General features: G+C 47.4%; 23 protein-coding genes. 16 read left to right on the top strand and 7 right to left on the bottom strand.

The annotated features are described in order from the left end of the window. The first annotated feature begins 62 nt into the window (after window positions 1–62). Entirely contained in the window at window positions 63–560 is a 498-nt protein-coding gene (locus tag BLQ32_RS00940; protein ID WP_074508745.1) for a GNAT family N-acetyltransferase, read from the top strand. A gap of 65 nt (window positions 561–625) precedes the next feature. On the opposite strand, the gene BLQ32_RS00935 is transcribed toward BLQ32_RS00940, so the two are convergent. Next, window positions 626–949, bottom strand: a complete 324-nt coding sequence (locus BLQ32_RS00935) for a CHY zinc finger protein (RefSeq protein WP_036805009.1) — start codon at window positions 947–949, stop codon at window positions 626–628. 826 nt (window positions 950–1775) lie between these two features. Between BLQ32_RS00935 and ribE the strand changes: the two genes are divergently transcribed. The 11 genes from ribE to BLQ32_RS00875 all read left to right on the top strand — a co-directional run bounded on the left by ribE (window position 1776) and on the right by BLQ32_RS00875 (window position 13305). Continuing rightward, entirely contained in the window at window positions 1776–2405 is a 630-nt protein-coding gene (gene ribE / locus BLQ32_RS00930) for a riboflavin synthase (RefSeq protein ID WP_074508744.1), read from the top strand. 13 nt (window positions 2406–2418) lie between these two features. After that, window positions 2419–3612: a bifunctional 3,4-dihydroxy-2-butanone-4-phosphate synthase/GTP cyclohydrolase II gene (locus BLQ32_RS00925; RefSeq protein ID WP_074508743.1), complete on the top strand. Its 1194-nt coding sequence runs from the start codon at window positions 2419–2421 to the stop codon at window positions 3610–3612. 14 nt (window positions 3613–3626) lie between these two features. Beyond that, the gene (ribH, locus tag BLQ32_RS00920) at window positions 3627–4091 is read left to right on the top strand and encodes a 6,7-dimethyl-8-ribityllumazine synthase (protein WP_074508742.1); all 465 of its coding nucleotides are present in this window, start codon (window positions 3627–3629) and stop codon (window positions 4089–4091) included. A 249-nt stretch (window positions 4092–4340) separates the two neighbouring features. Next, the gene (locus tag BLQ32_RS00915) at window positions 4341–4883 is read left to right on the top strand and encodes a histidine phosphatase family protein (protein WP_074508741.1); all 543 of its coding nucleotides are present in this window, start codon (window positions 4341–4343) and stop codon (window positions 4881–4883) included. Window positions 4884–4974: 91 nt separating this feature from the next. Then, window positions 4975–6795, top strand: coding sequence for an LTA synthase family protein (locus BLQ32_RS00910; RefSeq protein WP_074508740.1), 1821 nt, complete (start codon window positions 4975–4977; stop codon window positions 6793–6795). 64 nt (window positions 6796–6859) lie between these two features. Further along, window positions 6860–7873, top strand: coding sequence for a GTPase (locus BLQ32_RS00905; RefSeq protein ID WP_036804990.1), 1014 nt, complete (start codon window positions 6860–6862; stop codon window positions 7871–7873). Between the two features lie 756 nt (window positions 7874–8629). After that, complete coding sequence (locus tag BLQ32_RS00895; RefSeq protein ID WP_074508738.1) at window positions 8630–9310, top strand: response regulator transcription factor; 681 nt, start codon at window positions 8630–8632, stop codon at window positions 9308–9310. Next, window positions 9291–10718 carry a sensor histidine kinase gene (locus tag BLQ32_RS00890; RefSeq protein ID WP_074508737.1) on the top strand — a complete coding sequence of 476 codons (1428 nt, stop codon included), beginning with the start codon at window positions 9291–9293 and terminating at the stop codon, window positions 10716–10718. The genes BLQ32_RS00895 and BLQ32_RS00890 overlap by 20 nt, the downstream gene beginning before the upstream one ends. 142 nt (window positions 10719–10860) lie before the next feature. Next, window positions 10861–11724 carry a peptidylprolyl isomerase gene (locus BLQ32_RS00885; RefSeq protein ID WP_175557049.1) on the top strand — a complete coding sequence of 288 codons (864 nt, stop codon included), beginning with the start codon at window positions 10861–10863 and terminating at the stop codon, window positions 11722–11724. Window positions 11725–11739: 15 nt separating this feature from the next. Further along, window positions 11740–12927, top strand: a complete 1188-nt coding sequence (locus BLQ32_RS00880; RefSeq protein WP_074508735.1) for a S1C family serine protease — start codon at window positions 11740–11742, stop codon at window positions 12925–12927. Between the two features lie 198 nt (window positions 12928–13125). Then, window positions 13126–13305, top strand: coding sequence for a hypothetical protein (locus BLQ32_RS00875; RefSeq protein WP_139150475.1), 180 nt, complete (start codon window positions 13126–13128; stop codon window positions 13303–13305). 70 nt (window positions 13306–13375) lie between these two features. Here the strand turns inward: BLQ32_RS00875 and BLQ32_RS00870 are convergent, their stop codons facing one another. Both BLQ32_RS00870 and BLQ32_RS00865 read right to left on the bottom strand, forming a co-directional pair. Next, the gene (locus BLQ32_RS00870; RefSeq protein WP_036804978.1) at window positions 13376–13585 is read right to left on the bottom strand and encodes a hypothetical protein; all 210 of its coding nucleotides are present in this window, start codon (window positions 13583–13585) and stop codon (window positions 13376–13378) included. Between the two features lie 61 nt (window positions 13586–13646). Then, complete coding sequence (locus BLQ32_RS00865; RefSeq protein WP_036804976.1) at window positions 13647–14351, bottom strand: type 1 glutamine amidotransferase domain-containing protein; 705 nt, start codon at window positions 14349–14351, stop codon at window positions 13647–13649. 185 nt (window positions 14352–14536) lie between these two features. Here BLQ32_RS00865 and BLQ32_RS00860 point away from each other — a divergent pair, with 185 nt between their 5' ends. From BLQ32_RS00860 to BLQ32_RS00845, 4 genes are all read left to right on the top strand, one after another. Continuing rightward, window positions 14537–14956 carry an organic hydroperoxide resistance protein gene (locus BLQ32_RS00860; RefSeq protein WP_036804974.1) on the top strand — a complete coding sequence of 140 codons (420 nt, stop codon included), beginning with the start codon at window positions 14537–14539 and terminating at the stop codon, window positions 14954–14956. A 159-nt stretch (window positions 14957–15115) separates the two neighbouring features. Then, window positions 15116–15385 (top strand): hypothetical protein, encoded by a 270-nt coding sequence (locus BLQ32_RS00855; protein ID WP_053165134.1) that lies wholly within the window; start codon window positions 15116–15118, stop codon window positions 15383–15385. Window positions 15386–15408: 23 nt separating this feature from the next. Next, a complete protein-coding gene (locus BLQ32_RS00850) occupies window positions 15409–16233 on the top strand; it encodes a manganese catalase (protein ID WP_036804970.1) in 825 nt (274 codons plus the stop codon). Between the two features lie 56 nt (window positions 16234–16289). Continuing rightward, window positions 16290–16982, top strand: coding sequence for a YqjF family protein (locus BLQ32_RS00845; protein ID WP_074508733.1), 693 nt, complete (start codon window positions 16290–16292; stop codon window positions 16980–16982). A 46-nt stretch (window positions 16983–17028) separates the two neighbouring features. On the opposite strand, the gene BLQ32_RS00840 is transcribed toward BLQ32_RS00845, so the two are convergent. The 4 genes from BLQ32_RS00840 to BLQ32_RS00825 all read right to left on the bottom strand — a co-directional run bounded on the left by BLQ32_RS00840 (window position 17029) and on the right by BLQ32_RS00825 (window position 21825). Beyond that, on the bottom strand, window positions 17029–17424 hold the full coding sequence (locus tag BLQ32_RS00840) for a DUF2512 family protein (RefSeq protein WP_051413759.1): 396 nt from the start codon (window positions 17422–17424) through the stop codon (window positions 17029–17031). A gap of 120 nt (window positions 17425–17544) precedes the next feature. Beyond that, a complete protein-coding gene (locus BLQ32_RS00835; protein ID WP_074508732.1) occupies window positions 17545–18423 on the bottom strand; it encodes an SDR family oxidoreductase in 879 nt (292 codons plus the stop codon). A 117-nt stretch (window positions 18424–18540) separates the two neighbouring features. Next, window positions 18541–19122, bottom strand: coding sequence for a superoxide dismutase family protein (locus tag BLQ32_RS00830; protein WP_074508731.1), 582 nt, complete (start codon window positions 19120–19122; stop codon window positions 18541–18543). Between the two features lie 114 nt (window positions 19123–19236). Beyond that, complete coding sequence (locus BLQ32_RS00825; protein ID WP_074508730.1) at window positions 19237–21825, bottom strand: YfhO family protein; 2589 nt, start codon at window positions 21823–21825, stop codon at window positions 19237–19239. Window positions 21826–21829: the final 4 nt, after the last annotated feature.

The raw sequence follows: 21829 nt of genomic DNA, 5'->3' as shown, positions 1-21829 counted from the left end.
TCAGGTTTGTTGCTGCCGCCTAGGAATCAGCGCGGCGGCTATTTTGCAAGGAGGCGTTCGAAGTGATAAAAAAGAAAGAAGTCACGCTTCATCCTTATACCTCGAAGGTGACAATCGAATATAGTCTGCCGTCAGACCAATTGGAATTTACGGGCTTGCCGCAAGACATTATTGAGCGGGATGCCCAAAATCCCGATAAGCATCTGATTATCATAAAAGCACGGGACGAAGTGGCCGGCTTTTTTGAGCTGGACGAATCGGATGACCGGAAATTGTATTCCAATAATCCGAAAGCATTGCTGCTTCGGGGCTATTCGGTCAATCCGAAATACCAGGGGCGCGGCATTGCCACCGGTTCGATTTATGCGCTGCCGGGCTTTGTCCAAAAAGAATTTCCCGAGTTCAATGAAGTGGTGCTTGGTGTGAATGCACGAAATCTGCCAGCGCAGCGAGTCTACCGGAAAGCAGGATTTGAGGACACTGGCCGCCGCCTGATGCGCTCAAAAGGCGAACAGATTGTCATGTGTTTAAGCGTGGATACGAAAAAAGAGAACAGCTGATGTTCTCTTTTTTGTTTGGAGTGAATTATAGGTTTTTGAAGTTTATTCGCTTTCGTACTGCAAGCTCATTCAAAATACAAATGCTTGTGCAGGCTGCATCCGGGATTAAAACGTGCCTGGCAAGCCGGACATGACGATGCACAGTCCAGGTATTCCTGTATTTTCAGTTCGTGGCCGCATGCACCACAGAGAACAGCTTTTTCATTGAATTTTTCTTTTGGCCATACTTTAGGCTGTCCGCATCCGGCTGCTTGGTGGCATTCGAAGCAAGGGTAATAAATGCCGCAGCAGAAAAATTTGATGGCGATGCGGTCAATTTCGGAATGGTAGTGGGCGCAGCGAGTTTCATCGTCCACATCGATTCCTTTTACTGGAAAAGAATGTGACATTTATTAACCTCCTATAACATTTTAAGAGAAATTTACTGACTATTCATCTGTTTATGTTACTATTAAACGGACGAATAATCGAATCAATTCTTCGGGGCAAGGTGAAATTCCTTACCGGCGGTGAGCAGGAAACTGTAAGTCCGTGACCCGATCTGTGAATAGAAGCAGCTGAGTGAACGTGGGCATGCACATTTCAGTGTCCAGTTCCGGCAATCAGACCCTCGGGGTCATAAGTCAATCCATCTTTGCGGCAAGAAGCGCCGCGCAGATGGCTCGCCTTATGCCTGTCGGGTCTTGCGCGATTGCCTGCACATTTCAGTGTTCAGTTCCGGCGCATAGCCCCTCGAGGTCGCTTCGGTCTTGCTGGCCACGGCAAAAAACGCCGTGACCTTCAAGCCCTACAGCGCTTGTCGGGGCTGACCATGCGCCTGCACATTTCATAGACGGTGGAGCTGGTGTAAATCCGGCACCGACAGTGAAAGTCTGGATGGGAGAAGAATTGACGCTTTTTTTGTTATGCACTTTTTTAAAAAATTGGTGAAGTCTATGCTGTTGCGGAAAAAGATCCTCCTTTTGAAGCCGGCTTTCAGAGCAGATCCAATAAAAACGTGCATTGGTTTTTGTGTACTCAATATTCCTCAGACTTACCCTTTCCTTACCACCCGTTTGCCCCTTGGTGGAAAGAATCCATATTTTGCATGGCCTTTTCGGCAAATATGCCGAAGAATGCTTAATTTCTAAATTGAAAGCATTCAGAGCTCGACACAACTGAATAAAGTTTTGGGACAAAAAAGTCTTAAAACATGGCAAAGGAGCGTGATTGCAAGTGTTTACTGGAATAGTGGAAGAAGTGGGCCGTGTGGCTTCTCTCCGCGCCAAGCCACAGGCCATGGAACTGACAATTGCCTGTTCACTCGTTTTGGAAGACGTGAAGCGGGGAGACAGCATTTCGATCAATGGCGTCTGCCTGACGGTTTCGACTTTTACGCACAATACATTTACCGTCGATGTCATTCCTGAAACGGTCAAAACCTCCACCATGTCGGAACTGAAAAGCGGTTCCCGTGTGAATCTGGAACGGGCGATGCCTGCCAACGGGCGTTTTGGCGGCCATTTTGTCAGCGGACATATCGACGGCACCGGTGTCATCCGCTCGGTCAAAAAAGAGTCGAATGCCTTGACGAAAGTGATTGAAGTGGAGCCGGAACTCATGAAGTATATGATGCTTAAGGGATCTGTCGCAGTAGACGGAACATCGCTGACGATCTTCGATCTTGGAAACAAGACCATTACCATCTCATTGATCCCCACCACACAGGAAGATTCTCTATTAGGAGAAAAAGGGATTGGTGCACGCGTGAATATCGAATGTGATTTACTAGCAAAATACACAGAACGGATTCAGACAGCGCAGCCGAAAATGACTCGGAGCTGGCTGGCTGAAAACGGATTTTGATGGAGGCGGTAAAATGTTCTACACGGTAGAAGAAGCGGTTCGGGATTTAAAAGACGGAAAAGCTGTCATCGTCATTGACGATGAAAACCGGGAAAACGAAGGGGATTTTATCGCTTTGGCAGAGCATGCCACGCCGGAAATCATTAATTTGATGGCCACTGAAGGCCGCGGATTGATTTGCGTGCCGGTGGAAGAAACAATTGCCAAACAGCTGAAAATCGGATTAATGACCGATAACAATACGGATGAATACGGAACAGCGTTTACCATTAGCGTCGACCATCGGGACACCACTACAGGCATCAGTGCGTTTGAACGTTCGCACACGATTTTGAGTATGCTCGATCCAGAATCCAAAGCGGCGGATTTCAAACGCCCCGGCCATGTTTTCCCGCTGATCGCCAAAAAGGGCGGCGTATTGCGCCGTGCCGGCCATACGGAAGCGGCGGTGGATTTAGCGAAACTGGCCGGATCCGCGCCGGCTGGCGTCATCTGCGAAATCATGAATCCGGATGGCACGATGGCCCGTGTGGATGATCTTCAGAAAGTGGCGGAACGCCTCGGACTGGGCATATTGACCATCCAGGATCTAATCGCCTACAAACGCAAAAATGAAAAATTGATCAAACGGGAAGTGGAAGTTGTGCTTCCAACAGCATACGGGGAATTCCGGACGATCGGCTATACCGAAGTGCTGACCGGACAGGACCATGTGGCGTTTGTCAAAGGGGACATCGATCCGGAACAACCGGTTCTGGTGCGCGTCCATTCCGAATGTTTGACAGGGGACGTATTCGGTTCCCATAAATGCGATTGCGGGCCGCAGCTTCATGCTGCATTGGAACAAATCGGTTCCTCGGAATCGGGTGTCCTGCTATACATGCGCCAGGAAGGGCGCGGCATCGGCCTGATCAATAAGCTGAAAGCCTACGAATTGCAGGCACAAGGCTATGACACGGTGGAAGCCAATCAGAAGCTCGGGTTTGCGGATGATTTGCGCGATTACGGAATCGGCGCGCAAATTTTGCGGGATCTCGGAATCGTGAAAATGAAGCTATTGACGAATAATCCCAGAAAAATTGCCGGCATCGGCGGTTACGGCCTTGAAGTGGTTGAACGCCTGCCGATTGAAATGCAGACGACTAAAGACAACGAAGACTATATGAAAACCAAAAAATCGAAACTCGGCCATTTGCTGAATTTCTAAAGGAGACCCGGATTATGACAACTCATTTTGAAGGATATTTAAACGGCGAAGGACTGCGCATCGGCATTGTTGTCGGACGCTTTAACGAATTTATCACCAGCAAATTGTTGAGTGGTGCAGAAGACGCCTTAAAGCGCCATGGCGTAAAGGATACGGATGTTTCCATTGCCTGGGTGCCCGGAGCTTTTGAAATTCCGCTGGTTGCCAAGAAAATGGCGACAAGCGGCAATTACGATGCAGTTATTACCCTTGGAACTGTGATCAGAGGCGCGACGCCTCATTTCGATTACGTTTGCAGCGAAGTGGCCAAAGGCGTTTCCAGAGCAAGCGACCAGGCAAATATTCCGGTTATTTTCGGCGTGTTGACGACGGATTCTATTGAGCAGGCCATTGAACGCGCAGGAACAAAAGCGGGCAACAAAGGCTGGGAATCTGCAGCCGGCGCAATTGAAATGGCCAATTTGATGAAGAAATTGTAAGGCAGAACCCGAAGCTGAGTGCTTCGGGTTTTTTTATTGGGCATAAAAGCCTGTGAAAAGGGAATGGGGTTATATAAAATAATCGTTGGCCAAATACATAAAACAATCTTTGACACATTAGCAAGAAGAAATGGGTTGCCGCGAGCTGGATAATTTACTATGCCGAATGGTCTAAAACAGACGAATTTTTTATAAAGACTTATAATGGAATTAAGAATAGTCCGGCGGAGGAAATGAGGAGTATAGAAAATGAAAAAAACGATTTATTTAGTCAGGCATTGCAGCGCAACCGGGCAAGAACCGGGAGCTTTATTGACAGATGCAGGTGAAGAACAGGCGCGGCAACTTGCCGAATTCTTTCAGGATAAAGGAATCACGCACATTATTTCCAGCCCGTTTACACGGGCCATCAGATCCATTGAGCCGGTTGCGGACAATCTTGGCCTCGGGATTGAAATCGAGGACCGGCTTGCGGAGCGGGTATTAAGCACAGCCAATTTGCCTGACTGGATGGAGCGGCTGAAAGAGTCTTTTCAGGATTTGGACATGAAGCTCTCAGGCGGCGAATCCGGAATGGAAGCAACGGAAAGAGGAATGGCCGCATTGGCTTCCGCTGCCGACCGGACCATTTTAGTAACGCACGGCAACCTGCTCGGATTGATGCTGAAAAACATTGACGAATCTTACGGATACGAAGAGTGGAAGAATTTTTCGAATCCCGATATTTATCAAGTGGAAATTGAAGGGACTGCATTTCAAGCCAACAGAATATGGGAACAACAGAAAAATTAAAAGGTAGAAGAAGCTGCTTCAACGTCAGTGGGCAAACGAACTTCTAGCTCTGTTGCACCTGGTCATTTGTCAGCTAAAGGGGGTGGACCATATGAACAAATCAAAGGCAGTGCCTTATTTATTGATCTTTTTTCTTCTACTATTAAAAGTGAGTGCCTTTCGCATCCTGATTTTTGATACCAAATCCGTTTGGCATATTGCATTTGTTGAATTTCCGGTGTGGGCTCTTCTTTTGGCACTCGTGCTGCTGAGTTTCAAAAAACGGATATGGCTGGCGGCTTGGATTTACAGCTTTCTGGTTTCGGGAATTTTCTTTGCCGTGACTTTATACAGCCGTTATTATACGACCATTCCGTCCTATTACGATTTGCAGCAGGCGACCCAATCCAGCACAGTGGGCACGACGATTTTGCTGCTGATCCATCCAGCGGATTTCCTGTTTTTCCTGGACGTCGTGCTGCTTGCTTTAATTGCAAGAAAATGGAAAGAGGCGCCGAGTGCACCTAAGTTGAAATATGCTGCACTCGGCTTGGCAGTTGTCAGCGCCGTCACCATTGTTTACGCAATTCAACAGCCGATCATCGACGTCTCCTATTTTGCAAAAGAAAATGGGTATGCCCAGTCCCAGCTGGTGCAGATGTATCAGCAGGTAAATGAAACTGCGCATGCCTCTTCCACAAGTTTATCCGCTAAAGAACTGGAAGCGCTCAAAGGCAATGAATATGTGCCGGTAAACAACCACGATACGTTTGGGTTGGCACAAGGCCGCCACTTGTTCATGGTCCAAGTGGAGTCCATGCAGAATTTTGTCGTAGGCCGATCGCTGAATGGCCAGGAAATCACTCCGAACATTAACGCTTTGTTGGAGGAAAGTGCTTATTTCTCCAACGTGTTTCAGCAAATTGGAGCAGGTACGACTTCGGATGCCGAGTGGATCACCAATACCGGGCTGTATACAGAAGGCATGGTGCCGATCGTCAACAAGTTGAACGGCAGCCCGGTTCCTTCGCTTGCGCAAACCCTGAAAGGGCATGGCTATGGTTCGGCAACTTACCACGCGGATGATATCGAGTTTTGGAACCGCGATGTGCTGTATCCGGTTCTCGGATTTGATGAAATTTTTTCAAATGAACAAATTCCGGAAATAAAACAGGTCGGGTACGGGCCGGCGGACGAAGTGCTGATGGACTTTGCTTTGGGTGAATTGCCGCGCCAACTCGATGAGTACGAGCGCATCTATTCGAACATTGTCATGATGACAAGCCATACGCCATTCGTCCTGCCGGAAGACATGCAATATCTGGATTTGCCGATGGAATACGAAGGCACGCACGTCGGCCATTACTTGCAGTCAATCCGTTATGCGGATGAGCAGGTAGGCGCCTTCATCAAGAAACTAAAAGAACAAGGCTTGTTCGATGAATCCTTGATTGTCATATTCGGTGACCATTCCGGCATTCATGGTTCACCGCTTTCTTATGAAGATGATGTGCTTCTTAAAGATTTCCTTGGACACTCCTACTCCATGAAAGAGCGCTACACGATTCCACTCCTGTTTACGGGCGGCGGACTTTTTGAAGCAGTCGAAATGAGCCGCTTGGGCGGGCAGGTGGATATTATGCCGACGGCCCTTGCGCTTCTTGGAATTGAACACGAAAAACCGCTGATGGGGCATAACTTATTCCAATACGAGAAAAACCTGCTGGGCATGCGCTATTATTTGCCGGGGGGCTCATTCATTCAATCGGAGCAGCTGTACAAAGCGCCTGGCGCCAAGCTTCCGGATATGCTGTTGGATATAAAAACAATGGATAAACGGAAGAAAAACAGTGAAACAAAAAAACACACCCGCGATGTACAGAAAATTTTGGAGTACGGAGATGCTTTGCTGAAACCGTATATCCAGGACTGAAAAATACACAGAACTGGTTGAATTCGTTATAATAGTCAGTAAAGATCAAAAGGGGGACCGCCGAATGGTAAAAGAGTTTGAACAAGAAGTCAGCCAAATGATGGACGCCATGTTTGAAAATGAAATGAAAAAAGTGAACGACATGCTTGAACAGGATTTGCTTATCTCGCTGATCGGGGAAGTGAATGCCGGCAAATCGTCAACCGTGAACAAAATCATCGGTGAAGATATTGCCAGCACGAACCCGATGCCTGGAGAAACAATCAGCGTCGATCCTTACAACATTCGCGGACTGGAAAACATCAAATTTATGGACACTCCCGGTTTGAACGACCCGAACGATGAAAACCCGAAAAAGACGCTTGAGTTTGTCCAGAATTCAGACGTTGTGCTGTTTTTCCTAAATGCTGCCGGAACCGTGTTCTCGGAAAGCGAGAAAGAAAAATTCACGGCAATTGAAAAGCACAACAAAGACATTCTCATTGTGTTGAATAAAATTGATGCGGCAGAAAATATTCCGTCGATCGTCCAGTTTGTGAAAGACCATACAAAAAACAAATACAAAGTCATTCCTATATCTTCGAAGACCGGCGAAAACCTGGAGAATCTGAAGAAGGAAATTCTTTTTTTGCTCGAAAAGAAGGGGAAAGACCTGCTCTTCGCCAAAAGCATGAAAGAAAAATCATCCGCAGCCAATCGCTGGATCATCGGCGCAGGCGTTTCGGCAGGGGTAATCGGAGCATCTCCGATTCCAGGGTCTGACGTCATTCCGCTGACTTCCCTTCAGGTGGGAATGATTATTAAGCTTTCAAAACTGTACGATAAGCCGCTTAGCAAAAAAGCGGCTAAAGACATGATTGTGGTAACGGCAACTCAGACCATCGGCCATACCCTTTACCGCCAGGCATTGAAATTCATTCCTGGTGCAGGGTCGGTGATTGGCGGAACGGTTGCTTCGGCCATGACATTGGCACTCGGCTACGGCGTGAAATACGCTTATGAAAACAATATGGCCATTGATTACGATATGATCGGCGATTTATTTGAAAAATACCGGGCGCGTGAGAAAAAAGCGTAAGGAACGATGGAAGACCGCTCTTATAAAGAGCGGTTAGGCTGTGGAGAAACATTCCATTCTCTAGGCCATTTCGCTCCAAGTGGACGCTTTCCGCGGGCACGGCTTCAGCCGCTTCCTTCGCTGCGCTCAGTCCAGTGTCTTCAGCTCGTGCTGCTCCCGCAGGAAACAAGGCTGCAAGGCAGCCTTGTTTGCGACGAATCTAGCGCAGCGATGCAACGCTCTTTCATGTTTCGAAGCTAGCGAAGCGATGCAGAAACAGGAGCACAATGTTTTCCCTCGCCACTTTTAGCTTCATTCCGTTCACTCTATTAATAAAGAATTGCTTTTATCAGTAAAAGTGGATGAGTATGGATGCTTTTTATTCATGGTTCACTGTCGATATGGAGCAAACCAGCGGAGAAAACCCTACTGCTCCTGCAGCGCTATGCGCTTCGTCGCAAAGACTTAGCCTCGCAGGCTTCGGCTAATGTCTTGCCTGCGGGAAAGCGAGACAGCCGAGACCCCGCAAGACGCGCAGCGGCTGAGGAGGCTTGGCGCTCGCCCGCGGCAAGCGCAGCTGGTTTGCGGAATATCGGAGATATTCTAAGGGGAATTTTTTCTATATCTTTCTCAACATGCTAACCGCTCTTATAAAGAGCGGTTTTTGTTTTGACCGATCGCTCTTTGCATTGGCGGGAGCACCTAAACTTTTCGCTATCGCTTGCGTCTGGGGAAATTGTGATTTATTTTTATAGAAACAAGAGACGGAGGGGAAGCATGAAAATACTGGTGGTGGAAGACAATCCAAGTGTAAGTTCCATGCTCGAATTATTTTTCTCAAAAGAAGGCATCACCGGCGATTTTGCAGCCGATGGACTGGAAGGATATAAGAAGTACCAGCAAAGCGATTATGATTTGCTGATCCTTGATTGGATGCTGCCCGGCATGGACGGCATCGCGCTTTGCCGGAAAATACGCGAAGAAGGCAGTTCTGTACCGATTATTATGCTGACGGCAAAAGACAGCGAATCCGACCAAGTCATCGGTTTTGAAATGGGCGCCGATGATTACGTCACCAAACCGTTCAGTCCGCTGACCTTGATGGCCCGCATCAAAGCCGTCATGCGGAGAGCCCGAAAAGCGGAGCCAGTGTCGGATATGATTCAAACCAGGCATTTTATCGTAAACAAAGAAACCCGGGAAATCCAGAAAGACGGTGAAGCGGTTCAAAGCCTGACGCCCAAAGAATTTGACCTGCTCGTCTTTTTCCTTCAGCATCCAAAGCAGGTATTCAGCCGTGAACAATTGCTTGAACAGGTTTGGGGCTATCAATTCTACGGCGACGAACGGACCGTCGACGTCCATATCAAGCGGCTGCGCAAGAAAATAGCCGGCGGGGATGAGCTGTTCCACACCGTTTGGGGAGTAGGGTACAAGTTTGAAGAACACACGGGTTAAGTATTTCTATCAACTGATTGCCAGCCATTTGAGCATTCTGCTGATCGCTTTTTTGATTTTGAGTTTGTTGTTTGTCCGGTATGTGGAAGACTTTGCTTATGAAGAAAAAGCGCAAGAGCTGGAAAGCTACGGGCAGAAGATTCTGGAAGAATTGGAAAGCCCGCGGCCCGGGGCAGGGTTGCAGTCGTATATGTCGATTTTGGACGCCCAAAACATCAATTTCATTGTTTTTGACCAGCAAAGCCGGATTCTTTATCCTTCCTCCGGCAATTTCCCGCCAGTCGTACTGACGCAGGAAGAATGGAACGTTATTGAACAAGGCGATACGCTGGTCGTTAACCGGGATGTCGAACGTTTTGAATACACCGTTACGTTTGTCGCGCTGCCTTATGTGGAAAATGGCCGCTTGATTGGCGGGGTGCTGCTGGCCTCCCCCATCAGCGGCACGAGCGAAATGATTTCAGAACTCAATAAATCGCTGCTGACGACAATCCTGATTGCTTTGGCTGTGGCACTGCTGTTAAGCCTGCTGCTGTCGAAGCTGCACGTCAGCCGGCTTCAGCGTATGCAAAAAGCCGCAGCCATGATCAGTGAAGGGAACTATGCAGTCAATTTGCCGGAATCCCAATTTGACGAATTTGGCGATTTGGCAAAGGATTTCAATAAAATGGCCAATAAATTGCAACAGTCGAGTGAGGAAATCGACCGCCTGGAAAACAGGCGCCGCCAATTCATGGCGGACGTTTCCCATGAAATGCGGACACCGCTGACCACGATTGCAGGCGTTATCGAAGGACTGCGCAATAACATGATTGCAGAAGACCAGCGGGAAAAAGGCATCCGTTTGGTGAGTGATGAAACAAAGCGGCTGATGCGCCTTGTCAACGAAAACTTGGATTACGAGAAAATCCGTTCCAATCAAGTAACTTTGGCGAAAGAAGAAATTGAAGCCGATGAACTTCTGGAAATCATCCAGGAACAGCTGCAGATGCAGGCGGCTGAAAAAGGCGATGTCATTGAAATCGAAACCGAACCGGGTCAGGTGATCTACGGAGATATGGACCGGCTCATACAAGTGCTTACCAATATTGTGAAAAACAGCATCCAGTTTACCGAGAATGGCCGGATTGTATTGAAAGCTTTTGAAGAACCGCAATACATGGTCATTGAAGTGCAGGATACGGGGAGCGGAATCGACGTGGAAGAAATCGATTTGATCTGGCGGCGCTTTTACAAAGCGGATCTGTCGCGGGGAAGCGGCCAATTCGGCCTTGGCCTGTCCATCGTCAAACAATTGATCGCTTTGCACGACGGAGACGTCCGGGTGGAAAGCGAAACAGGCAAAGGCACGAAATTCACCATCCGCTTGCCGCATAAAGGGAAGTTGGAAGAGCCAGCAGAAGAATAAAAGAGTGGTGGAACCTGAAAGCATTTTGCTTTCAGGTTTTTTCTTTTGTCCAAAGTTTACATCTCTATTAACGGTTTGGTCATAGTTTATTCATATTTGCTTGCTAAGATTTGATTAACGAGATGAAGGAAGAGGGTTGAAGATGAAAAAAGCGGTATATATAGCAATTGGAGCAGTGATTGCCTCAGCGGTATTTTTGGCGGCAAGTTTTGCCCCGAGCGATGCGGTGGCAACGGTAAATGGAAAAGCGATTGAACGGGATGCCCTGTACGGGGAAATGGTGAAAGCTACAGGGGCCGAGACGCTCGATTCGATGATTGCAAATGAAATCGTTAAACAGGAGCTGGAGAAGGCGGATATTAAAGTGAGCCAGGAAGAGCTTGATGCCGAAATGGCTGTATACGAAGAAGCATACGGCAGTTCTGAAGCTTTGGAAACAGCAGTGAAAGCGACCGGTATGACGATGGAAGATTTAGCGGCAGATATCGAAACGCAAGTGAAAATCGAAAAGCTGCTGGGACCAAACATTGACATCACGGATGAGGAGATCAAAAGCTATTTTGAAGAAAACAAAGAAAGCCTGGCACAGCCGGCACAAGTCGAAGCGAGCCATATTTTAGTAGAGACGAAGGAAAAAGCAGATGAAGTGGCGGCGAAGCTGGCAGACGGCGGAGATTTTGCTGAACTGGCAAAAGAGTACTCAACCGATACGGCCACCGCAGAAAGCGGGGGCGACCTCGGGGCATTTGGCACAGGCGAAATGGCTCCCGAATTCGAGGAAGCAGCTTTTGCGATGAAAACCGATGAAATCAGTGAACCGGTGGAAACGGAATACGGCTTCCACATCATCAAAGTGACGGACAAAACTGAAGCACAGGAAGCGACACTGCAAAACAGCAAAGAACAAATCAAGGAAACTTTGTTCGATGAAGCTTTGAATACCGAATATGCTGCGTGGCTGTCGGAAAAGCAAGCATCATACGAAATCGAAAATAAATTAAATTAAGGAGAGCGATTAACTATGGGATATTACAATTCAAGTGAACCAAAGAAAAAACGGACAGGCTATTTTGCTTCAAGCTTTTCAGGATTGATCGCGGGAGCGTTGCTTGTTGGAGTTGCCATTCCGCAATTTGCGGATGTGGGCACAGCAGCAGAAAATCAGCCGAGAACCGTAGAGACTGCAAGCGGCATACAAAATGTTTCAGACATCGTCACGACAGATGTCACAGAAATTGTGGATGCCACTTCAGCGGCAGTAGTCGGGGTGACCAACCTAAAAACTGCCCAGCAAAATCCGTTCATGCCGGCTGCTGGAGCAGAAGCGCAGGAAGCGGGTACGGGGTCTGGTGTCATCTATAAAAAAGATGGCGGATCTGCCTATATTGTGACCAATAACCATGTAGTGGAAGGTGCAGAAAGAGTGAAAGTTACCTTGGCTGATGAAACAGAGCTGGACGCAGAAGTTCTGGGAACTGATGTCTGGACAGACTTGGCTGTATTGAAAGTCGACAGCAGCAGCATTTCCACAATCGCTGAATTTGGCGATTCTTCTGTATTGAAAGCCGGAGAGCCGGTGATTGCCATCGGCAACCCGCTTGGGCTTCAATTTTCCGGATCGGTCACAACAGGTGTCGTATCAGGAACCGAGCGGCTTGTTCCGATTGATGTCAACGGAGACGGCACGGAAGACTGGCAAGCTGAAGTTCTTCAAACAGATGCAGCGATCAACCCGGGCAACAGCGGCGGTGCGCTGATCAACAGCCAAGGGCAAGTGATCGGCATCAACTCGATGAAAATTGCCCAGGATGCAGTAGAAGGCATCGGGTTGGCCATTCCAATCAACTCAGCCATTCCGATCATTCAAGATTTGGAAGCAAAAGGGGAAGTGGAGCGGCCGTCAATCGGAGTGAGCATCATGGACTTGTCTTCGGTGCCGCAGCAATACCGCAATAGCCAGCTGGGGTTGCCTGAAGATGTAACGGAAGGTGTCGTAGTGAGTGAAGTGGCGCCAGGTTCCGGGGCGGAAAAAGCCGGCATACAGCCATATGATGTAATCGTTGAATTAGACGGGAAAGCGGTAAACTCTGTCTTGGAACTTCGCCAGCACCTTTATACGGAAGCTGAGGTTGGTGATACTTTGAACGTGAAAGTGTACCGCGGAGGAAAACTGGTGGATGCTAAAATCGAACTGACTGAAAGTTTATAAAAGAAAAGGCTTTTCGCTCTCAAGCGAAAAGCTTTTTTTTGATAAAAATGTATGCTGAAATCATCGAGAAGGGCTATAGGGACAATGATTAGTTGACAGGACTTGGGCCTATAAAAGAAAAATCTGGAATAAGATGGCGAACCAGCGCTGGAAAGAGTAAGATAGAAAGAATAATCTGAGAAAATGGGGCTGCAGTCAGTGGATTTTAAGCAAAAGCTTCTTCAAAATTATAATGTGAGCAGTGCTGCTATGTTTTTGGGATTTATCATCCTCTACACAATTGTGGAAGATATAAAATTTAATTTGTTTACAGTATTGGCATTTATCCTTCTTTTCTGGTTGGCAAATTCTTTGCAGGCACGCCCTGAAAAGGACTAGCAAATAGTTTGCTAGTCCAGGTGTTTTTGCAGGTTTTCCGTCAAAAAGAAAACTGACTGCCGGATGGCAATCAGTTGAAGAGGCCCCACATGCCATTGCTGATTCCGATAATGACAACGATGAGTACAAGAATCGCAAAAATGACGATGCCGATCTGAAGCGGCTTGTAGCCGGTTGTTCTCGGCTCCTGCAGCCCTTCCTTATTGTTAGGGGGATGCTTTAGCGATTCCTTGCTGGCTTTCATGTATTCTTTTTCTTTCGGCTCTTTATTGTCGCTCATATTTACGCCTCCCTGTTAATGCTATTCCTCTTTACCAACTACATACCCTAAACCAATGGGCTTAATCAAAAAACTTCTCTTCCTGCTTTTGCTCGATGCTTGTCAGTTTTTTCGCCAGTTCTTTTCCGAAAAGCGGAGAAGATTGGGGATCGCGTCCGGTCAAAATCTGTTCACTGCCCCAGACCACATATTCTTTTTCATTTGCTTCAGCTTTGTAGTTGGCGATGCGGCTTAATTCGTCTTCCAGGCTGAAAGGAAGTAAGCCCACCACTTCTTTTGGCTCCATATTGTTAGGGTAGCCTGTTACGTCCAGGCCTTCCAAAAGGCCTCGTCCATTCGGCAGTTTCGTATAGACGAGAGGAGCAGGGCCGTGGCAGACTGCTGCGACGATGCCGCCTTGCCCATACACGATATTGATCAAGGTATGGAGTTCTTCGTTATGCGCCAAATCGAACATCGCACCGTGCCCGCCCACGATGAAAATGGCGTCGTAGTCACTCGCTTTAACATCCACAATCGGCGTTGTTTTATCGGCAACACCGGAATCGTATAATTTTTTGTACTTGCCTTCCGGATCATACTCTTCACTCAGGCTTATAGGATCTACAACGGGTTTTCCGCCTTTCGGTGAAGCAAGCCCAACTATATGTCCTTCTGCTTCGAGTGCAAGGACAGGGGCGAACAATTCTTCTGCCCACCATCCCGTCACGTAATTGTTTTCTTCGTCTACATAACCGCTGGATAAAACCGCCATTACTTTTGCCATCGTATCTTCCTCCTCAGAGTATCTCACTTGTCTATTTGTTCATTTACCCTCTCACCGCTTCCTGAAACGTAAGAAAAAGGAAGGAAGAGATGAATCAAATCGGTTGACTCGTGTGCTGAAAACTAGTACGTTTTAATTGTTCGCTAATTTATTTGAAAATTTAAATAAGAAAAGGAGTTGGAAAGATGGCAGCATTATTTACAACATCCGTATTAGCAACCGGAGGACGAGAAGGAAGAGTCGTGTCTGAAGACAATATTATCGATTTTCAATTGGTTTCACCGAAAGAACTGGGAGGACCAGGGGGCCATGGCACAAATCCAGAGCAGCTTTTTGCAGCAGGCTATGCTGCTTGCTTTGACGGTGCACTTGGATTGGTCATCCGAAAAGAAAAGGCGGATGTTTCAAGCACATCCGTAAAAGCGGATGTCCATTTCCTGAAAGATGAATCAGACGGCGGCTATAAAATCGGCGTTACCTTGAATGTCTCGGTCCAAGGCGTAGATGAAGAAAAAGCACGCGAACTGGTTGAAAAAGCACACCAGGTCTGCCCATATTCCAAAGCAACCAGAGACAATATTGACGTAGAATTGAAAGTAACTTAATCCATACCCCAGAAGAGGCATGAGCCTCTTCTTTTTTTATGCCTAAAAGCCATATGACTTTTGTATGAATCAGCTGGCAGAAGACAAAAAATGGTTTTAAGTAAAAAGTGCAGGGTATTCAGATAATACGCCGTCAAAACAACGAAAGGAGGAAAAAATATGGATAAAGAACAACGGGAACATGAAGCAGCGATGAAGAAGGAAGAGAGCGAAAAAAGAGAGTCGGGCAACAACAGAAACAGTTCTGGCAAAGCCGAAAACCAATCAGCAACCGGTTCTTCAGTACAAAAAGATGGCAAAGACTCAAGCAGCAAAACCTTTAACAGCGGCGGCAATGATTCCGATTACGATGGCGGCCACCCGCAAGATGCGTCATCTAACAGTGGTGGCGGTAAGAACTCCAACTCAACGAACTCCAAAGAAAACTAAAAATCATTCAGGAGGTAATGTCTATGTTTTTCCACAGAAGCGAACTTCAATACCATGTCAAACCGGAGAGCCCAGATCCGGTATTTGCTAAGCAGGTCCAGGAACTGATCGGCGGCCAATTCGGTGAAATGTCGGTAGCGATGCAATACTTATTCCAAGGGTGGAGCACAAGAGGAAATGAAAAATACAGAGACTTATTGATGGATACAGGAACACAGGAACTTGGGCATATCGAAATGCTGGCAACCCTCGTTGCCCGTTTATTAGAAGGTGCGCCTGTCTATGAACAGGAAAAAGCGGCAGCGGATCCGATTGTCGGAGCTATCATGGGCGGCATGAATCCACAGCACGCGATTGTTCATGGTCTGGGAGCATCTCCTAAAGACAGCAACGGTGTTCCGTGGAACGCAGGCTATATTGTAGCCAGCGGGAACTTATTGGCTGACTTCCGTGCAAACGTCAACGCGGAGTCGCAAGGGCGTCTGCAAGTGGCGCGCTTGTACAGCATGACCGATGACAAAGGCGTCAAAGATTTGTTCTCTTTCTTGATTGCACGCGACACGATGCACCAAAACCAGTGGCTTGCGGCAATTAAAGATTTAGAAGCCAAAGAGGGCCCAATTGTACCATCAACTGTTCCGCCTGAATGGGAAGCACAAGAATTTTCACATATTCTTTACGTAAATCCAGAAACAAGTACGGCTGATCAATTGCCGTGGGTAAGCCAGCCGGCTCCGGACGGACATCCGATTACGGTTCAAAAACCGGAACCTTTGAGCGAACGCCCAATTTTGAAACCAGCTCCTCCTGAAGCCCATAACACGCTTCCGGAAGAAGACCTGAAATAAGAAAACCAAGCCTCTTCATTGAAGAGGCTTATTTCTTTTGCGAAAGAGGTGGATTTATGGCAAATCGACCCTGGGCAATGAAACAAGAATGGCATGAAGTGGTTTTCCTGCACTGGCCTGTCCAGGCAGAATGGGTGAGGAAGCGTGTGCCCGAAGAACTTGAACTGGATTTGTATGATGGATTCGCCTGGATTGGCGTTGTCTTATTCAAGGCCAAAGGAACAAGTTTAAGAGGTATCTCTCCGATACCGGTCGTTCCGCCGTATCTCGAGTTGAATGTCAGAACTTATGTGAACTACAAAGGACGTTCTGGAGTCTACTTTTTTTCATTGGATGCTGACAGTGCATTAGCGGTAAAAGCCGCAAGTACTGGAGATTTTCTGCCTTACCGCCACGCCCGGATGAAAATGGATGGAAGGCAAGGGACCTGTCTTTTTAAAAGCCGCAGAACACACCGGCATGCATTTCCAGAGGCGCTTAGCTTAACTTATCAAATTGCATCAGAACCCATCAAAAAGAGTGTTTTTGATTCATGGCTGACGGAACGTTATTGTTTATGGACAAAGCCGAAGAACAGATTGCTGCGCGTCGACATTGCCCATCCTCCGTGGGAGCTCCAGTATATCCAAGGGGAGATCTATAAAAATACGATGGCCAGTTTTCTGCTAAAAAACTTTCACCTCGAGCGGCCCATCGCTCATTACGGAGGGACCCAAAAAGTTCTTTTCTTCCTGCCTGCTAGTGAATGATGCATAGATAAAAGACGCTGAAGCGGCTGCTTCAGCGTCTTTAAATTTACGATTGCCGTGGGGCGTCGCGTTTTATTGTTTTAGAAGTTTCCTTCTGTTCCCAAAGGCGTTTGGTAAGGTAAATATGGAAAAACCACTCACCGGCTGCAAGCACAATAGCGGAAAAGATGGCAGCCGTTACAAGCGAGAAGTCGGGGTTTTCAATCAAGGCCAACCCCAAGAGCCACACGATCAGAAAAGAAAGGACAAGGTCGCCCCCAGTTGCAACTTTATTGGAGGTACGCGGATAAAGAACCAAGTCTCCGATAAACCCGACGAGTGTAATGACGAGGCTAAGGAGGAAAATATCAAATACTTCAACTCCATACGTAAGCCCTAAAATGACAAACAGAACGGCAAATACCATGGCGAACTTCATAAGCAATGCTTCGATATATCTCAACTCTTTCACCTCCCCAATTAAGAGATTTCTATCACTCTTATACCCGAATATAGCCTATGAAACCGTATTTTTGTAAGAAATGAAAAAAGCCAAGGCTTCGAGAGCCTTGGCTGGGTATTGTCAGGAAGAAATAAAGTCTCCGCCGTTTACATGGATGGCTTGACCAGTGACATAAGTGGAGTCTTTGGAAGCGAAATACACATAAGCCGGTGCCACTTCCGCAGGCTGGCCGCGGCGTTCCATTGGCGTGTCTCCGCCGTGTTTGCCAACTTTTTCGGCATCGAATGTTGAAGGGATCAGCGGTGTCCAAATTGGGCCGGGAGCCACTGAGTTGACCCGGATGCCCTTTTCAGCAAGGCTTTGCGAAAGCGAGCGGGTAAACGTTGTGATGGCTCCTTTGGTCGACGAATAATCGATCAGCGATGATGAGCCGCGGTATGCCGTAACGGAAGAAGTATTGATGATGGAATCCCCTTTTTGCATATGGGGAATTGCTGCTTGCGATAAATAGAACATGGAGAATATATTTGTGGTAAACGTCTCCATTAATTGATCCGGCGTAATGGCCAAAAAGTCATCCTGCGGGAACTGTTTTCCGGCATTGTTCACCAATATGTTCAATTGGCCAAACTCGGAAACGACGTCAACAATCAGCTGGTTGCAGTTTTCCACATCGCTGACATCCGTCGCTGACTTAAATGCTTTCACGCCGTAGGATTCAATGGCTTTAACCGTTTCATCAGCGTCTTCATGTTCATCCAAGTAAGCAATCGCGACATTTGCTCCTTCTTTTGCGAACGCCACCGCGACCGCACGTCCAATTCCGCTGTCGCCGCCGGTAATCAATGCAACTTTTCCCTCAAGTTTCCCTGAGCCTTTATAATCTTTGTCATCGAAAATAGGTTCAGGAGCCATCTCGGATTCGTGTCCCGGTTGTTCCGGTTGTTCCTGGGGCTCCACTTCTTCATCAATTTTTTCATATTTGTCTTCATTTGACATGCATTCGTCCTCCTTAAAATAGTGTCTAGATTTTTTATTCCCTGTAAGGGGGCCGCTAAACGCAGAAAAAGAAGAGAAAACGGCATGAAAAAAAGAGCGGGTTTATTCCCGCTCTTTTTATTGTTGAGGATTTGCCGTAATAACGCCGCAAGCCACTGATTCCGAGTTATCGCTGCCTTGGACAAAGAGGGAAGCTCCGCCTTCTTTCAGCAGGGAGTTTTCTTCTCCTGTTTTCATAGTGACGCCTTCCACCATAAATTCTTCGTTTACTTTGCCGTCATCGCCTACTTCAATATCCGGTATGTCGCCGCCGAATGGCTCTCCGGTCGTTTCAAAATCAGGAGCTTCACATTTTCCGGCATCCCGGAATTCAACGGAATGGCCGCCGGATTCAAGGTTTTCAAGCTGCAGAACCACTTTAACGCCTTTGTCTTCTGCGCTCAGTTCAGCAGTGCCTGTAGCATTGCCGTCGCTGTCCATCATTTCAACCGTTGCAAACATTAAATCTTCGCTTGAGCCTTCATCTGAGTTGTCTTCAGCTTCCTCGCCGTTTGGCGGGTCTTCATTGCCTTCGTCTACATTTTCATCCTCGACTTCGGTAGCTCCATCGGTTTCGGTAGGTGGATCTTCGTTATTTCCACAGGCTGCAAGAATCAAAAGCAGTAGAATTGAAAGGATCAGCATCGCCCATCGCTTCATCTCGTCATTTCCTCCCTTGAATTCGTGTTATTCTTCATTACACATTTTGGTGGGAAAATAAACTCAATTCAGATAAATGGAACCTTTTGTAGGAGAAAACCGATGGAAACTAAATTAGATTCGAGTTTTCCGACTGCTCCAGAAAACATACAGGCCGCCGATTAAGAGAGAAAACAGGCTGATGCTTAAGGTCAGGTAGAAAAAGGGCGGACGATAAGTAAAGGTGATGTCATTGGCCCCTTCTGAAAGAAGGATGGCCGCAAAGCCATAGTTTGCTTTTAACACTTCTGCTTCCTGGCCGTTCACTGCCGCTTTCCAGCCACGCTCAAATGGGATATTCACCGCCAGGTACTTTTCATCAGCCGAATTGTCATACGAAAGATTTACTTGGCTTCCATCAATAGATAATGCCTGCAAGCCGGTATTTTTTTGGCTTTGCTCCTGCAGAACGGTATAAGGCTCTTCAAAGATTTGAAGGTTTGTAAGTTGATAAACGCCTTTTGGCATACGGATTTTGATGGTATCTTCAGCCGGAATCCGCACGGTGATATCGTCGACGTAAGTCCGGTAAATCGAGGTATTTGCTTTCCGGCTGGTTTCGTAGCCATTTACTGTTAGTGGAAAGCCTTTATTCGGCGAGATATGTTCCAAGCGGAAGGAAACATACAAATCTCCTTCGGCAAAAGCCGAATCGCTGCGGACCAGATCAATTCCACCGGTATCTCCGGAAACTGCCAAATTCCCATCACGGAAAATGGCTTCAGCTTCTTGAACTTCAAAAGCATCGGTTTGTTCTTTTGCCGCCGGCAGGGCTGCGGAAGCTTCACTTCCATCTAAGACAATACCTGTCAGCATGGCATGTTCCCGAACGATGGCCGGCTGGCTCTCGAGCTGCTGTTCGGAATACACAGCGGAAGCTGCACGGGCAAACGGCAGCGGATTGCCGTTTTCATAGACAATGTAATTCTCGGAAGACATCATTTCGGTAAAATCGTACGGAACATTCGGATCGCCCTTTTCTTTGATGGCATACTTGCCCTGCAATAAGCTGTGAAGATTGGCCCGGTTGCCAAGAGTAGCGTAGCGGCTGACGCTTTCGCGGCCCATATCAATTTGCAGGTCATACAGGTAAAAATACAACAGGTTTTTATTCAGGATGCTTGAATAGGCGCTCAATCCCCGGAAGTCCTGGACAATCGGCGTGTTGTTCCGGACGCCTTCCATCCAGTCGATGCGGTAGGAAACGCCGTCTTCTCGTTCATGGATGCCTTCAATGAGGCCGCGCACTTCCGCCGTGTCGTATCCGGAACTCGTCAGCAGATCTTTGTTGACGTGTTCAATCCGGCCATCCTCCAGTATTTTTTCCACTTGATAGATGTTGGCAAAACCGAGGGTGGAAACAATCAGAAATCCTGCTAGCAAAGCTTTAACGGATGGCTGTTTGAATTGCAGCACGGCCAGTGATAATAGGAAGGTAAGCAGCAGGCTAAGCAAAATTAAAGCCGTAGACTGGGCACCCCAATCAAATGTCTGATCCATCCATACGGCGAACATATATACAGCCGCGGTCAAAACACCTGCCGCAGCGAATTGGCGGCGCGTCAGTGTCTTGATGTGCTGGAAACCGGCCGCGACCGTGCCGCCGGCAACCAATGACAGGAAATATTCCCAGCGGTATTGAGGGGCTGAAAAGCCGTTAAATACACTTGCTGCAACCGGACTGAAGTGAAGCAGTGTTCCGGCTATGCCCAAAACGGCAAACAACCGGAACGTTTTGTGGCGGTACAGCGAAAAGCAAAAAAGAAATAATACAAAAATAGCTGGCAGCACAATGAAACGGCTTGTAAACAGGATGTTGTCGGTCAAATCAACCCAAGGGATTTCCTGTTCAAAATCCGGGCGATGGTTGTTCAAAAATGCATAAACAGCCGGCACAAAAGACACGGCACTGATGCCGAAACCAATAATCCCAGTAACAAGAAACACCGCGACGGCTTTCAGCCAGCCGGTTTCATTTGGTTCCTGGCGAATCGCCAAGCGAGCAAGTATGTATAGTCCGGCTAACAGGAAGTTGATATAAGAGAAATAGAAATTGTCGATCAAGGAAATCGAGACGGCAAACAAAAACCAACCAGGCTTTTGCTCTCTGAACACTTTCTCAATCCCAAAAATCAGAATCGGCAGCCATAGAAAAGCATCCGCAAAAAATTCCCAATAGGTGGCATGCCGGAAATACATGCCGGAAATTCCGTAGATGCTGGCGCCGAGCAGGGCAGGGAAGCGGGTGATTTTCATATACATAAACAAACGGGCAGTGATGAACAGCACCAGGCTCAGCCGAATCACGTTAATCCAGACAGCAGCATTTGCCCAGAACAAGACATCAGGCGACCCGATGGCATGGAGCGACTCCAAGGCAAACACAATAACGACCGACACCAAAAACACAAGTGACGTGGAAAAGTAATAGGACAGCTCGCTGAAGGTTCCTGCGCCGAGCCCAAAGTCGAAGGAGTAGAAAAACTCGCCGTTCGTGTACTGATTGTAAAGCAAATGTTTAAACGGCAGCATTTGAGAGCCGCCGTCATTGATGCCGATCATATAATGCTGCCGGGTCCATTGGTACAGAAAGACTCCATGGGCAAGAAAAGCCAAACCAAGGCAGATTAAATAGAATGGGAGATTAAGGAGTTTTTCTTTCATCAAT

This window comes from Planococcus glaciei (assembly GCF_900099655.1).
Taxonomy (GTDB): Bacteria; Bacillota; Bacilli; order Bacillales_A; family Planococcaceae; genus Planococcus; species Planococcus glaciei.
The sequence above is the reverse complement of the archived record's forward strand: the minus strand, read 5'-3'. Positions and strand labels throughout refer to the sequence as shown.

What these genes read in the sequence shown, in the direction of transcription:
- BLQ32_RS00935 (WP_036805009.1), bottom strand. Translation starts at nt 949, where the DNA reads ATGTCACATTCTTTTCCAGTAAAAGGAATCGATGTGGACGATGAAACT.
- BLQ32_RS00925 (WP_074508743.1), top strand. Translation starts at nt 2,419, where the DNA reads ATGTTCTACACGGTAGAAGAAGCGGTTCGGGATTTAAAAGACGGAAAA.
- ribH (WP_074508742.1), top strand. Translation starts at nt 3,627, where the DNA reads ATGACAACTCATTTTGAAGGATATTTAAACGGCGAAGGACTGCGCATC.
- BLQ32_RS00915 (WP_074508741.1), top strand. Translation starts at nt 4,341, where the DNA reads ATGAAAAAAACGATTTATTTAGTCAGGCATTGCAGCGCAACCGGGCAA.
- BLQ32_RS00910 (WP_074508740.1), top strand. Translation starts at nt 4,975, where the DNA reads ATGAACAAATCAAAGGCAGTGCCTTATTTATTGATCTTTTTTCTTCTA.
- BLQ32_RS00905 (WP_036804990.1), top strand. Translation starts at nt 6,860, where the DNA reads ATGGTAAAAGAGTTTGAACAAGAAGTCAGCCAAATGATGGACGCCATG.
- BLQ32_RS00895 (WP_074508738.1), top strand. Translation starts at nt 8,630, where the DNA reads ATGAAAATACTGGTGGTGGAAGACAATCCAAGTGTAAGTTCCATGCTC.
- BLQ32_RS00885 (WP_175557049.1), top strand. Translation starts at nt 10,861, where the DNA reads ATGAAAAAAGCGGTATATATAGCAATTGGAGCAGTGATTGCCTCAGCG.
- BLQ32_RS00880 (WP_074508735.1), top strand. Translation starts at nt 11,740, where the DNA reads ATGGGATATTACAATTCAAGTGAACCAAAGAAAAAACGGACAGGCTAT.
- BLQ32_RS00870 (WP_036804978.1), bottom strand. Translation starts at nt 13,585, where the DNA reads ATGAGCGACAATAAAGAGCCGAAAGAAAAAGAATACATGAAAGCCAGC.
- BLQ32_RS00865 (WP_036804976.1), bottom strand. Translation starts at nt 14,351, where the DNA reads ATGGCAAAAGTAATGGCGGTTTTATCCAGCGGTTATGTAGACGAAGAA.
- BLQ32_RS00860 (WP_036804974.1), top strand. Translation starts at nt 14,537, where the DNA reads ATGGCAGCATTATTTACAACATCCGTATTAGCAACCGGAGGACGAGAA.
- BLQ32_RS00855 (WP_053165134.1), top strand. Translation starts at nt 15,116, where the DNA reads ATGGATAAAGAACAACGGGAACATGAAGCAGCGATGAAGAAGGAAGAG.
- BLQ32_RS00850 (WP_036804970.1), top strand. Translation starts at nt 15,409, where the DNA reads ATGTTTTTCCACAGAAGCGAACTTCAATACCATGTCAAACCGGAGAGC.
- BLQ32_RS00845 (WP_074508733.1), top strand. Translation starts at nt 16,290, where the DNA reads ATGGCAAATCGACCCTGGGCAATGAAACAAGAATGGCATGAAGTGGTT.
- BLQ32_RS00835 (WP_074508732.1), bottom strand. Translation starts at nt 18,423, where the DNA reads ATGTCAAATGAAGACAAATATGAAAAAATTGATGAAGAAGTGGAGCCC.
- BLQ32_RS00830 (WP_074508731.1), bottom strand. Translation starts at nt 19,122, where the DNA reads ATGAAGCGATGGGCGATGCTGATCCTTTCAATTCTACTGCTTTTGATT.
- BLQ32_RS00825 (WP_074508730.1), bottom strand. Translation starts at nt 21,825, where the DNA reads ATGAAAGAAAAACTCCTTAATCTCCCATTCTATTTAATCTGCCTTGGT.